Annotated in this window: 12 protein-coding genes and 1 other RNA gene; 9 read left to right on the top strand and 4 right to left on the bottom strand. The window is 58.0% G+C overall.

Annotated elements, in window-relative coordinates; all coding sequences use genetic code 11:
* Nucleotides 1-60: 60 nt before the first annotated feature.
* From RGU44_RS15410 to RGU44_RS15395, 4 genes are all read right to left on the bottom strand, one after another.
* A complete protein-coding gene (locus RGU44_RS15410; protein WP_322181831.1) occupies nt 61-639 on the bottom strand; it encodes a BON domain-containing protein in 579 nt (192 codons plus the stop codon).
* Nucleotides 636-1229, bottom strand: coding sequence for a phosphoheptose isomerase (locus RGU44_RS15405; RefSeq protein ID WP_219062266.1), 594 nt, complete (start codon nt 1227-1229; stop codon nt 636-638). The genes RGU44_RS15410 and RGU44_RS15405 overlap by 4 nt, the downstream gene beginning before the upstream one ends.
* A 141-nt stretch (nt 1230-1370) precedes the next feature.
* A complete protein-coding gene (locus RGU44_RS15400) occupies nt 1371-1742 on the bottom strand; it encodes a YraN family protein (protein WP_322181829.1) in 372 nt (123 codons plus the stop codon).
* On the bottom strand, nt 1742-3556 hold the full coding sequence (locus tag RGU44_RS15395) for a penicillin-binding protein activator (protein WP_322217955.1): 1815 nt from the start codon (nt 3554-3556) through the stop codon (nt 1742-1744). Before RGU44_RS15395 ends, RGU44_RS15400 begins: the two co-directional genes overlap by 1 nt.
* A gap of 289 nt (nt 3557-3845) precedes the next feature.
* Between RGU44_RS15395 and rsmI the strand changes: the two genes are divergently transcribed.
* From rsmI to mraY, 9 genes are all read left to right on the top strand, one after another.
* Nucleotides 3846-4700, top strand: a complete 855-nt coding sequence (rsmI, locus tag RGU44_RS15390) for a 16S rRNA (cytidine(1402)-2'-O)-methyltransferase (protein ID WP_322278452.1) — start codon at nt 3846-3848, stop codon at nt 4698-4700.
* Between the two features lie 86 nt (nt 4701-4786).
* Nucleotides 4787-5144, top strand: an RNA gene (rnpB, locus tag RGU44_RS15385) — RNase P RNA component class A.
* Between the two features lie 308 nt (nt 5145-5452).
* The gene (gene mraZ / locus RGU44_RS15380) at nt 5453-5908 is read left to right on the top strand and encodes a division/cell wall cluster transcriptional repressor MraZ (RefSeq protein WP_322181825.1); all 456 of its coding nucleotides are present in this window, start codon (nt 5453-5455) and stop codon (nt 5906-5908) included.
* A 2-nt stretch (nt 5909-5910) separates the two neighbouring features.
* A complete protein-coding gene (gene rsmH, locus RGU44_RS15375) occupies nt 5911-6852 on the top strand; it encodes a 16S rRNA (cytosine(1402)-N(4))-methyltransferase RsmH (RefSeq protein ID WP_322182853.1) in 942 nt (313 codons plus the stop codon).
* Nucleotides 6849-7142, top strand: a complete 294-nt coding sequence (ftsL, locus tag RGU44_RS15370) for a cell division protein FtsL (RefSeq protein WP_322181823.1) — start codon at nt 6849-6851, stop codon at nt 7140-7142. Before rsmH ends, ftsL begins: the two co-directional genes overlap by 4 nt.
* The gene (locus RGU44_RS15365) at nt 7142-8878 is read left to right on the top strand and encodes a penicillin-binding protein 2 (protein ID WP_322182851.1); all 1737 of its coding nucleotides are present in this window, start codon (nt 7142-7144) and stop codon (nt 8876-8878) included. The genes ftsL and RGU44_RS15365 overlap by 1 nt, the downstream gene beginning before the upstream one ends.
* Nucleotides 8878-10341 (top strand): UDP-N-acetylmuramoyl-L-alanyl-D-glutamate--2,6-diaminopimelate ligase, encoded by a 1464-nt coding sequence (locus RGU44_RS15360; protein ID WP_322181821.1) that lies wholly within the window; start codon nt 8878-8880, stop codon nt 10339-10341. The genes RGU44_RS15365 and RGU44_RS15360 overlap by 1 nt, the downstream gene beginning before the upstream one ends.
* The gene (locus RGU44_RS15355; RefSeq protein WP_322217953.1) at nt 10334-11701 is read left to right on the top strand and encodes a UDP-N-acetylmuramoyl-tripeptide--D-alanyl-D-alanine ligase; all 1368 of its coding nucleotides are present in this window, start codon (nt 10334-10336) and stop codon (nt 11699-11701) included. Before RGU44_RS15360 ends, RGU44_RS15355 begins: the two co-directional genes overlap by 8 nt.
* Nucleotides 11701-12783: a phospho-N-acetylmuramoyl-pentapeptide-transferase gene (mraY, locus tag RGU44_RS15350; RefSeq protein ID WP_322181817.1), complete on the top strand. Its 1083-nt coding sequence runs from the start codon at nt 11701-11703 to the stop codon at nt 12781-12783. The genes RGU44_RS15355 and mraY overlap by 1 nt, the downstream gene beginning before the upstream one ends.
* The last annotated feature ends 4 nt before the right edge of the window (nt 12784-12787 follow it).

Below are 12787 nucleotides of genomic sequence, written 5' to 3'. Positions count from 1 at the left end.
CCAGGGATCGCCTTTTTTGATTCGCGGTTTTGCTGTTAAGGCAAAACGGGTGTGTTGCCGTTAATCAATATACTCAAACAGTTTGACGATTTTTTGTACGCCGGACACGTTCTGCACCAGGTTGGTTGCGCGGGTGGCTTCCTGTTGAGTCACCAGACCCAGCAGGTAGACGATGCCATTTTCGGTCACGACTTTGATGCGCGAGCCCGGAATGGTGTTGTCAGTCAGCATCTGCGTCTTGATCTTGGTAGTCAGCCAGGCATCGTTGTTGCGAGCGAGGATCGAGGAGGGCGGCATGACTTGAAGTTCGTTATTGACCTTCTTGACGCGCTGTACAGAGCTTGCGGCTTGCTCTGCAAGGGCTTTCAGATCGGCACGTGGTGTCTGGCCAGCGAGCAATACGATGCCGTTAAAGCTGGTGACGATGATGTGTGAGCCTTCATCGAGATCGGGGTTGGCCTTGGCAACGTTGACCGCGACCTTGGTTTCGATCAGGGAGTCATCAATCTTGCTGCCGAAAGTCCGGGTGCCGCGATCATCCTCGATGGGTTTGTCGCGGGTTGCGGTCAGGACCGAGCTGCATCCGCTGATGCTGAGGCACAGTGTCAAAGCCAGTAGGCTAAGGCGATTAGGGGTCATTCTTCACTCCCGAACAGTTGGCTGTCGATCAAATCGCATAGGCAATGGATCGTCAGCAGGTGGACTTCTTGAATCCGTGCGGTGACTTTGGCCGGGACACGTATCTCCACGTCCTCTGGCAGCAGCAGCGAGGCCATGTCGCCACCGTCGCGACCCGTCAATGCTACGACAATCATTTCGCGATCATGTGCGGCCTGGATGGCTTGAATAATGTTCGCCGAGTTGCCGCTGGTGGAAATCGCCAGCAGGACATCGCCCGGTTGACCCAGCGCACGGATCTGTTTGGAGAAAATTTCGTTATAGCTGTAGTCGTTGGCGATGGACGTGATCGTCGAGCTGTCGGTGGTCAGCGCAATCGCGGGCAGGCTTGGGCGTTCACGCTCGAAGCGATTGAGCAGCTCCGAGGAGAAGTGCTGTGCGTCGCCGGCCGAGCCACCATTGCCACAGGAAAGCATTTTGCCCTCGTTGAGCAGGGCATTCACCATAACCTGGCTGGCTTGCTCAATGTAGGGGGCAAGAACTTCCATCGCCTGCTGCTTGGTGTCGATGCTGGCCTGGAAAAGCTGGCGAACTCGGGATTGCATGTCCATCGGGTGACCTTAAGTAGGGCGGCTGCTCCAGGCACAAGAAAGTGCAGCCTGCAAAGCAAAGAGCGAAATCGGTGTGTGGACTTTCTATACATCAGGGCTTTAAAGCGCGCCGTCCAGGGTTGGCCAGTCGGGCGCTATGAATCAGCTATCAAATGCGTTCTTCACCCAGTCCAGCGGAGGCGCGCTGCCGGGGTCGCCATTAATGGCCACCACATCGAAACGGCATGGGGAATCTGCCCAGCGCGACTCTTTCTGGAGAAAAAACTGTGCGGCAAGTATGAGCTTTGCACGCTTGCGGGTATCCACGCTTTCCAGCGCTCCGCCCCAGCCTGCGTGACGTCGATAGCGAACCTCGACGAATACTACTGTATCGCCGTCGAGCATGACCAGATCGAGCTCGCCTCGTTTGCATAACCAGTTCTGCGTGATCAGGCGCAGGCCCTGTTGTTGCAAATGTTTCAGGGCGTAGGCTTCAGCCTCGCGCCCTGCTTGTTGCTGAGGGGTGCTCGGCATTAACGCGGAGTGTCCGGCAGATGCTGAACCTTGCCGCCGACAAACTGGGCCCATGGCAGTTGACGCTCGACACGTTGACCCGAACCCATGCTCAGGCTGCCGGTCAGGCCGTCGATGCGGCTGTCTGGCAGGGTTTTGAGCTGTGCCAGGCGCGGTGCCAGACGATAAGCGTCGATCCCCATGGCGTACAGGCGGCCAAGGCTGCCTGCCGCTTGTGGCCATTGCACGGTCACTTGCTGGCGCAGTGGGTCGTTGGCGTTGAGCAGCCACGGCGTTTCACAGAAGCGAATGCCTTCCAGATCCAGATACTGTGCTTGGTCGCCGCTGTTGGTGAACAGGTGTGAAGTTGCGTATACCGGAACATCGCCTGCGTACTGGAATACCAACGTTGGCTTGATCTGCTGCGCTTGCTGGGGTGTTGCCGCAAGGAAGATGAAATCAATGTCCTGGCGACGTGTCGGTTGTGCCGCTACTTGCGTGCCGACGGTGCTTTGCAGGCTCTTGGCGCGGGCTTCGCTGTTCCGGAGCTGGAACATATCAGCGATTTGCTGGGCCAGGGCCACAGGCTGGTCGACGTGTTCAGCAACGATAAACGTGCCGCCGGCCGCTTGCCAGCTTTGGCGGAAGGCATCCAGGACGCGATCGCCCCATTCGCCTTTAGGGACCATGGCTGCGGCGCTGCGCTTGCCGTCGGCCCAGGCGCGACGTGCGACTTCGCGGGCTTCGTCTTCAGCGGCAAGGCCGAACTGGAACAGTTGTGGAGGTCCATCCCGGCCTGCGTCGCTGTAGTTCAGCGCCAGTGTGGTGATAGGCAATTGCGGGCGGCTGTTCAGTTGTTTGACTAGCGGCTTTTCCAGCGGACCGATGACCAGCTGCACACCCGATGCTTTGGCTTGGCGGTAGAAGTCATCGAGAGAGGTCAGGTGCGAACTGTCAAACACTTCAATGGCTGGCGGCTTTTGGCCCGCCTGCTGCGCCTGGTAGTGGGCAGCCATAAAGCCTTCGCGCAATGCACGGGCAACAGATGCGAGCGGGCCATCTTGCGGCAGCAGCAGGGCGATTTTGGTCAGCGGTTCACTGGTCAGCGCTTTGAGCTGGGCCAGTGGGGCCGGCAGTTGCAGGGCCGCTGGGTGCTGTGGGTTTTGCGCTTTCCAGGTATCGATGGCCGCCTGTTGTTGCTCCAGGGTGCCACCGCCTTTGACTGCGCGGGCCAGGCTCAGCCATCCACTCAGGTCATTGTTGCTGGTGCTTTGCAGTTGCTCGGTGGGCAAGGCAGCAACCAGTGTCCAGATCGCTTCATGGTTAGCGCTGGCTTCAGGGCCCTTGAGCAATGGCGCGATAAATACCCGCTCGCTGGCGGCAGGCATTATCTGCCCGTCGGCTTCCAGTGCGCGTGCCTGGACCAGTCCTGTACGGATCTGCTGCTCGACTGGCAGTTCGCCCAGTCGTTGCAAACTTGGGTGGCTCAGGGCTGTCAACGCGGCCTTGGGCTGGTTTCGGCCCAGCGCTAGTTCAGCCGATAGTGTGCTGGCATACACTTGTTGCGCGGGCTTGAGCTGATCAAGAGGCACCTGCTCGAGAATGCGCGCGGCACGCCCCGGGTCACGTTGTCGATTGGCCTGATCGGCTGCACTGAGTCTCAGTAGTGCAGCTTTATCGGGCGACTTGGCGGCAGCGGCTTGTTCGAGCAATTGCTCGATGCTGGCGTCAGGAGTGCGTGGAAGCTCGCCAAGACTTGACGAGGGCGAGCTGGCGCAAGCTGCCAACAGGGCAGCAAGAAAGAGGGCAGAGAACAGCCGCAGGCAAGCGATCATGTAAGTGTTCCTGATACTCGAGCAAATTAGCGGGGAATTGTACCCAAGCACTGGCCGGGGCGCGATGTTAGTGGCGTTAAAGCGGTCATATTGGTCGTTGGGCCGGGAAATAAGGATGAATTCAGCCTTTTTTCATGCTGTTCATCCTCTATTGCAGCGAAAGCAAACGCTTTTTTCATTCTTTTTTAAGTGCTGACCTTGACCGGCTACCCATTGGTTCATGCCGTAATCTGTACAATGCGTTTTTTTGTTAACTCAAGAGGTGTGCGCTTTGACTGCTCTAGGTGCTTTGAATTCCGCTGCTGGCTCGCTTTATGTCGTGGCCACGCCTATCGGTAACCTGGATGACATGAGCGTGCGCGCATTAAAAGTGTTGCGCGAGGTTGCGCTAATTGCCGCTGAAGATACTCGCCACTCGTTACGGTTGATGCAGCATTTCGGTATTTCCACGCCCTTGGCTGCCTGTCACGAGCACAACGAGCGTGAGGAGGGGAGTCGATTCATTACACGGCTGCTCGCGGGCGATGACATCGCACTGATCTCCGATGCAGGGACGCCGCTTATCTCTGATCCGGGTTATCACCTGGTCCGACAGGCGCGTGCCGCCGGCATCGCGGTGGTCCCGGTGCCGGGTGCCTGTGCGCTGATCGCCGCCTTGTCAGCGGCTGGCTTGCCCTCGGACCGGTTTATTTTCGAAGGTTTCTTGCCCGCTAAGGCGGTAGGGCGACGGGCGCGACTTGAGTTGTTGAAAGAAGAGCCGCGCACGTTGATCTTTTATGAAGCGCCACACCGCATCCTCGAGTGCCTGCAAGACCTGGAATTGGTGTTCGGCCCTGAGCGTCCAGCATTGTTGGCGCGCGAGCTGACTAAAACCTTCGAAACCCTCAAAGGTCTGCCCTTGGCAGAGCTTCGTGCGTTCGTCGAAGGTGACAGTAATCAGCAGCGCGGCGAATGCGTGGTGCTGGTCGCGGGCTGGACGTTGCCTGAAGACGAGGATGTCATCGGCACCGAAGCTCGGCGTATTCTGGATTTACTGCTGGAAGAAATGCCTCTCAAGCGCGCGGCGGCATTGGCGGCGGAGATCACGGGTGTGCGCAAGAATTTGCTTTATCAGGTAGCGCTGGAGAAACAGAAAGATGGATAAAAGATCCTTCTCGGCCTAACAGTCAAAACGCGCGGGGCTTATTAAAGCTTGTTCTTGAGCGTCCGTGCCGCTAACCTTGGCGGCGGAGAGTCGATTGGACAGTCGCTGCCTTCTATTGTTCCGCAATAGGGGGGGGAGGAAAGTCCGGGCTCCATAGGGCAGAGTGCCAGGTAACGCCTGGGAGGCGCGAGCCTACGGAAAGTGCCACAGAAAATAACCGCCTAAGCACTTCGGTGCCGGTAAGGGTGAAAAGGTGCGGTAAGAGCGCACCGCACGTCTGGCAACAGTTCGTGGCAAGGTAAACCCCACTCGGAGCAAGACCAAATAGGGTTCCAAGGCGTGGCCCGCGCTGGAACCGGGTAGGTTGCTAAAGGCGTCCAGTGATGGCCGTCGTAGAGGAATGACTGTCCTCGACAGAACCCGGCTTACAGATCGACTCTCCACCTTTTCCCTCTCTCTGCTTTTTCGTAGCAGAAGCGCTTTTGTAATATCAAAAAAATCTTACTCTTGATAAATCACTTTAACTTCGAGCTGCAGTGCTCTGAGTCAATTCAGGTTTATTCGTCAAAACAATTGAGAAATTGTTCCTTCACCTGTTTTTACCCTCCTAAATCTCCGATCTGTAAGGGTTTTCCTTAGGACCGCGCCTTGACGGTGTGGTGGGCGCATTCCTATAGTGTGCACAAGTGGCGAAAAGTGGCATGAAGTGGGTTTTTTTCGGCGTAAAAAGTTAATATTTGGAGATCGCGGCTGTGTTTCGTGGTGCTAATGCAATCAATCTCGATGCAAAGGGCCGTCTCGCTATGCCGAGCCGGTACCGCGACGAGCTGGATTCGCGTAGTGCCGGGCAGTTGATCGTGACAATTGATGCTGCCAGTCCCTGCTTATGTTTGTACCCATTATCCGAATGGGAATTGATTGAAGCCAAATTGCGTGATTTGCCCACATTTCGTGAAGAGAACCGTCGCTTGCAACGATTATTGATCGGGAATGCGGTTGATTTGGAGCTCGATGGTAGCGGCCGTTTTCTGGTCCCGCCGCGCCTTCGCGATTATGCCAAGTTAGATAAGCGCGTGATGTTAGTTGGCCAGCTTAATAAGTTTCAACTGTGGGACGAGGACGCCTGGAACGCTCTTGCTGAAGCGGATCTGGCGGCCATTCAACAACCGGGCGCTATGCCTGATGAACTGCGTGATTTGATCCTGTGACTATGAATAGCGGCTTTACCCACATCACCGTACTGCTTGACGAAGCCGTAGAGGCTCTCGCGGTGCGTGCCGATGGCTGCTACCTGGATGGCACGTTTGGGCGTGGCGGACACAGCCGTTTGATATTGCAGCACCTGGGGCCGGGCGGTCGTTTGCTGGGATTCGATAAAGACCCCCAAGCAATTGCCACCGGGCAAGCGCTGGCGGCCGAAGACGGCCGCTTTGTCATTGTGCAGCGCAGCTTTGCCGAGCTGGGTTCTGAACTCGAAAGTCGCGGTCTGGCAGGCAAGGTCAGCGGTATATTGCTCGACCTTGGCGTGTCCTCCCCACAACTGGACGACCCAGAACGCGGTTTCAGCTTCATGAACGACGGTCCGTTGGACATGCGTATGGACCCAACGCGTGGCATCAGCGCCGCCGACTTTATCGCCACTGCATCAGCAGAAGAAATCGCTCGCGTGTTCAAGGAATACGGCGAAGAGCGCTTCGCCAAGCGCATGGCAAATGCCGTGGTTCAGCGTCGTGAGACTCAGCGTTTCGAACGCACGGGTGATCTCGCGGAAGTGCTCAAGGTTGCCAACCCCGCGTGGGAAAAAGGCAAGAATCCAGCGACCCGTGCGTTCCAGGGCTTGCGTATCCACGTCAATAACGAGCTGGGCGATCTTGAAACCGGGCTTGAAGCTGCACTTGAAGCGCTGGAAATCGGTGGCCGGCTGGTTGTTATAAGCTTCCACTCGCTGGAAGATCGCATCGTCAAACTGTTCATGCGCAAGCTCGCCAAAGGCGAAGCCGACAAAATGCCCCGCGACCTGCCAATTCGGTTTCAGGCGTTTGATCCAAAAATCAAAATTCTGGGCAAGGCGCAGTTTGCCTCCGAGACTGAAACCAAAGCCAATCCACGTTCGCGTAGCGCTGTCATGCGTGTGGCGGAGAAGCTCCGGTGAGCCGCCTTTTCCTCAAGCCTCTACCTGGCGGTAGTTTCATTATGTTGCTGCTGTTCCTTGCCGTGTTGGTTTCGGCGATCGGTGTGGCTTACAGCGCCCACTGGAACCGGCAGTTACTTAACTCCCTGTACTCCGAGTTGAGCGTGCGTGACAAGGCGCAGGCAGAGTGGGGTCGGCTGATTCTTGAACAAAGCACCTGGACCGCCCACAGCCGGATTGAAACGCTGGCCAGCGAACAACTCAAAATGCGTATTCCCAGCGCTGCTGAAGTGCGGATGGTGGCGCCATGATGAAGCTCGAGGGCGCCCTCTATCCCTGGCGCTTTCGCGTGGTGGTGGGGCTGCTGGGCATTATGGTGGGCGCGATCTGCTGGCGCATCATCGATCTGCAGGTGATAGACCATGACTTCTTGAAAGGTCAGGGCGATGCTCGCAGCGTACGACACATCCCTATCCCGGCTCACCGTGGCTTGATCACCGACCGTAACGGCGAGCCATTGGCGGTCAGTACTCCTGTGACGACGCTGTGGGCCAACCCGAAAGAAATGCAGCAGGCTAAAGAGAAATGGCCTGCGCTTGCCGCCGCTCTGGGGCAGGACGCAAAACTGCTCGGCGACCGTCTGGATGCTCAGGCCGGTAAAGAATTCATCTACCTGGTTCGCGGCCTGACGCCGGAACAAGGTCAAGTCGTGCTCGACCTGAAAGTCCCTGGTGTCTATGGCATCGAAGAGTTCCGGCGTTTCTATCCGGCGGGCGATGTCACTGCACACATGGTGGGCTTCACCGACCTGGACGACCATGGTCGTGAAGGGGTCGAACTGGCGTATGACGACTGGCTTGCCGGTGTACCGGGTAAGCGACAGGTCATCAAGGACCGGCGCGGACGACTTATCAAGGATGTTCAGGTTACAAAAAACGCCAAGGCCGGGAAGACCTTGGCTTTGTCTATTGATCTGCGCCTGCAATACCTGGCCACCCGCGAGTTGCGCAACGCCATTCAGGAAAACGACGCCAAGGCTGGCAGCCTGGTGATCATGGACGTGAAGACTGGCGAAGTGCTGGCCATGGTCAACTCACCGACCTACAACCCCAACAACCGTCGCACCATGGTGCCGGCGGCGATGCGTAACCGCGCCATCATCGACGTGTTCGAGCCGGGCTCGACCATGAAGCCGATCTCCATGACCGCCGCTCTGGACAGTGGTCGCTGGAAACCTACCGACAAAGTCGAGGTTTACCCTGGCACGCTGCAGATCGGCAAATACACCATTCGTGACGTTACCAAGACCGAGGGCCCGATCCTCGATTTGACCGGGATCCTGATCAACTCCAGTAACGTCGGTATGAGTAAGGTGGCCTTCGACGTCGGCGGCGAAGCGATTTTCCGTGCGATGCAGCGAGTCGGGCTGGGCCAATACACTGGCTTGGGTTTCCCTGGCGAGCGCGTTGGCAATTTGCCTAACTACCGTGAGTGGCGCAAAGCAGAAACCGCAACCTTGTCCTATGGCTACGGTCTGTCGGTCACCGCGTTGCAGTTGGTGCACGCCTACTCCGCGCTGGCCAACAATGGCCGTATCGTGCCGCTGACCATCCTGAAAACCGACACGCCACCGGAGGCTACTCAAGCGATTCCGGAGGCTACCGCAAAAACAGTACAAGGCATGTTGCAGCAAGTGATCGAAGACCCGCGCGGTGTGTTCCGCGCTCGTGTGCCGTCCTACCATGTGGCCGGCAAAAGCGGTACCGCACGTAAAACAGCGGTGGGCACCAAGGGTTACGCCGAAAACTCCTATCGCTCTTTGTTTGCGGGCTTTGGTCCGATGAGCAACCCGCGGTACGCGGTAGTCGTGGTCATCGACGAACCCGGCAAAGCGGGCTACTACGGTGGACTGGTGTCGGCTCCAGTATTTAGCAAGGTCATGTCCGGCACGCTGCGACTGATGAACGTTACGCCGGATAATCTGGCACCAATTCCCACGCAGGAACAAGTCAATGCTGCGCCTGTTGTTAAAGGAGGGCGTGGTTAATGCCTGTTAGCCTGAACAAGATCTTTGCCCATGCCGACCGCGATCTGTTGATCCGCGAGTTGACCCTCGACAGCCGTAATGTACGTGCCGGCGATCTCTTTCTGGCGGTGCCGGGCGGCAAGCTCGATGGTCGTGCGCATGTCGCCGATGCACTCAAACGGGGCGCTGCCGCAGTTGCTTATGAAGTTGAAGGCGCAAGCGTTTTACCCATCACTGATGTGCCGTTGATTCCGGTCAAGGGCTTGGCTGCACAACTGTCCGACATCGCCGGGCGCTTTTATGGTGACCCGAGCCGCAGTTTGAATCTGGTGGGCGTCACCGGCACTAACGGCAAAACCAGTGTCACCCAGTTGGTCGCGCAAGCGCTGGATCAGCTTGGGCAGCACTGTGGGATTGTTGGCACCCTGGGCACCGGATTTTATGGTGCGCTGCAAAGCGGCCGCCATACCACGCCTGATCCAATAGCCGTGCAAGCGACGCTGGCCGATTTGAAGAAAGCGGGCGCTCGTGCGGTGGCGATGGAAGTGTCTTCCCATGGACTGGATCAAGGGCGTGCGACTGCGTTGGCGTTCGACGTTGCAGTGCTGACCAACCTGTCCCGTGACCACCTGGACTACCACGGCACGATGGAAGCCTACGCAACCGCCAAGGCGAAATTGTTTGCCTGGCCCAATCTGCATTGTCGAGTGATCAATCTGGATGACGATTTCGGTCGGCAACTGGTCAAAGAACGACAAGAGTCGCGCCTGATCAGCTACAGCCTTGACGATCCCCGTGCAGACCTTTACTGCCGTGATGCACACTTCGATGACGATGGCGTGCGCGCTATCCTGGTCACCGCGCAAGGCGAGCACAACCTGCAAAGCAGCCTGCTGGGGCGTTTCAACCTGAGCAACGTGCTGGCGGCGGTCGGCGCGTTGATGGGCCTGGACTACGCGCTAGATGAAATTTTAAGCGTGCTGCCGAAACTGGAAGGCCCGATCGGTCGCATGCAGCGCTTGGGCGGCGGCACCCAGCCGTTGGTCGTGGTTGATTACGCACACACACCCGACGCACTGGAAAAAGTCCTCGAAGCACTGCGCCCGCACGCCAAGGGCCGGCTGATGTGCCTGTTCGGTTGTGGCGGGGATCGAGATCGCGGCAAGCGTCCGTTGATGGCTGAAGTGGTTGAGCGGCTGGCGGATTTGGTTGTGGTCACCGATGACAATCCACGGACAGAGGTGCCTGCGCAGATTTTCGATGACATCCGCCAAGGGTTTGTTGCCGTCGATAAAGTCAGCTTCGTTGCCGGTCGCGGCCAGGCGATTGCCCAATTGATTGCCAGCGCCAGCGCGGCGGACGTGATCGTGTTGGCAGGCAAAGGTCATGAGGACTATCAGGAAATCGAGGGGCAGCGTCATGCGTTCTCCGATCTGGAAGAAGCCAGCAAAGCCTTGACTGCATGGGAGGTGGCACATGCTTAAGCCACTGACGTTCAGTCAACTGATCGCGCCACTCGCTGCCCGTCAGGTCAATGCGGATTGCAGCTTTACCGGTGTCAGCATCGACAGCCGCGCCATTGTTCCGGGCCAGTTGTTTATAGCGCTGACCGGTCCACGTTTCGACGGCCATGATTATCTCGATGACGTCGCGGGCAAAGGCGCGGTCGGTGCGTTGGTCGAGCGTGAGGTCGCAGGTTCCGTTCTGCCGCAACTGGTGGTCGAAGATACCCGTCAGGCGCTGGCGCAGCTCGGTGCACTGAATCGCAATGCGTTCGACAAGCCGCTTGCCGCGATCACCGGTTCCAGCGGTAAGACCACGGTCAAGGAACTTCTTGCGAGCATTTTGCGCACGCGCGGGCCGGTACTGGCCACTCGCGGTAATTTGAACAACGACCTGGGGGTCCCACTGACCCTGCTTGAGCTGGCGGCTGAACACACGGCCGCCGTGATCGAGCTGGGCGCCTCGCGTGTTGGCGAAATTGCCTACACCGTCAGCCTGGCCAAACCCCATGTCGCACTGATCACCAATGCCGGAACCGCCCATGTGGGTGAGTTCGGCGGCCCGGAAAAAATTGTCCAGGCCAAGGGTGAAATTATCGATGGCCTCGATCCAGCCGGTATCGCGGTACTCAATCGTGATGACAAGGCCTTCGCCATCTGGCACGCACGGGCGGATGGACGCCAGGTCGTGAGCTTTGCCTTGAGCGACGACGTTGCTGATTTCTACTCGCGTGATCTGACCCGCGATGCTCGCGGGTGCCCGAGTTTCACATTGCACGGTCCGTCCGGCGCGGCGACTGTCCAGCTCAACCTGCTGGGCACGCACAACGTCACCAATGCACTGGCTGCTGCGGCGGCGGCGCATGCGTTGGGTGTTTCGCTGGAAGGTATCGTTGCAGGATTGAATGCGGTACAGCCGGTCAACGGTCGTGCGGTCGCGCAACTGACCCCTAATGGTATCCGCGTAATCGACGACACATACAACGCTAACCCCACCTCAATGTGCGCTGCCGTTGATATACTCGCCGGCTTTTCCGGGCGCACCGTCCTGGTGCTCGGGGATATTGGCGAGCTGGGCGAGTGGGCTGAAGAAGGCCATCGCCAGGTCGGCGCATACGCTGCGGGCAAGGTGTCGGCGTTATACGCGGTAGGGCCTCTTATGACTCATGCCGTGAGCGCTTTTGGCCAGCATGCTCGCCACTTCGCTAACCAGACTGACCTGATCGCGGCGCTGGGCGCCGAGCAGGACACTAATACCACTATTTTGATCAAGGGTTCGCGCAGCGCTGCGATGGAAAACGTCGTCGCGGCTTTGTGTGGTTCTAGCCGGGAGAAACACTAATGCTGCTGCTGCTGGCGGAATATCTGCAACAGTTCTACAAAGGCTTCGCGGTCTTTCAATACCTGACCCTGCGCGGGATTCTCGGCGTGCTCACTGCATTGTCGCTCTCGCTGTGCCTGGGTCCATGGATGATTCGCACCCTGCAGAATCGCCAGATCGGCCAATCGGTACGTAATGACGGTCCTCAGTCGCACCTGTCCAAATCGGGCACGCCGACCATGGGCGGGGCGTTGATCCTTTCAGCGATTACCGTCAGCACCCTGTTGTGGGCTGACCTGAGTAACCGTTATGTCTGGGTCGTGTTGATCGTCACGTTGCTGTTCGGTGGCATTGGTTGGGTCGACGATTACCGCAAAGTGATCGAGAAGAATTCCAAGGGTTTGCCTAGCCGCTGGAAATACTTCTGGCAGTCGGTGTTCGGCCTCGGCGCGGCGATCTTCCTTTATACGACTGCGCCTAGCGTGGTTGAAACCACCTTGATCGTGCCGATGTTCAAAGACGCCAGTATCCCGCTTGGCATTGGCTTCATGGTCTTGACTTACTTCGTGATCGTCGGTTCGAGCAACGCGGTCAACCTGACCGACGGCCTCGACGGTCTGGCGATTCTGCCGACGGTGATGGTTGGCGGTGCGCTGGGTATCTTCTGCTACCTGTCGGGTAACGTGAAATTCGCTGAATACCTGCTGATCCCTTATGTACCGGGCGCGGGTGAACTTATTGTATTTTGCGGCGCGTTGATTGGCGCAGGCCTTGGCTTTCTTTGGTTCAACACGTACCCGGCGCAAGTTTTCATGGGCGACGTCGGTGCCCTGGCGCTGGGCGCCGCACTGGGCACCATCGCGGTGATCGTTCGTCAGGAAATCGTCCTGTTCATCATGGGCGGTGTATTCGTGATGGAAACCCTTTCAGTCGTGATCCAAGTCGCGTCCTTCAAGTTGACCGGTCGCCGTGTGTTCCGCATGGCACCGATTCACCACCACTTTGAACTCAAAGGCTGGCCCGAGCCGCGCGTGATTGTCCGTTTCTGGATCATCACCGTGATTCTGGTGCTGATCGGCCTTGCCACCCTGAAGCTGAGGTAGAGCG

This window comes from Pseudomonas sp. 5C2, from assembly GCF_034314155.1.
GTDB lineage: Bacteria > Pseudomonadota > Gammaproteobacteria > Pseudomonadales > Pseudomonadaceae > Aquipseudomonas.
The sequence above is the reverse complement of the archived record's forward strand: the minus strand, read 5'-3'. Positions and strand labels throughout refer to the sequence as shown.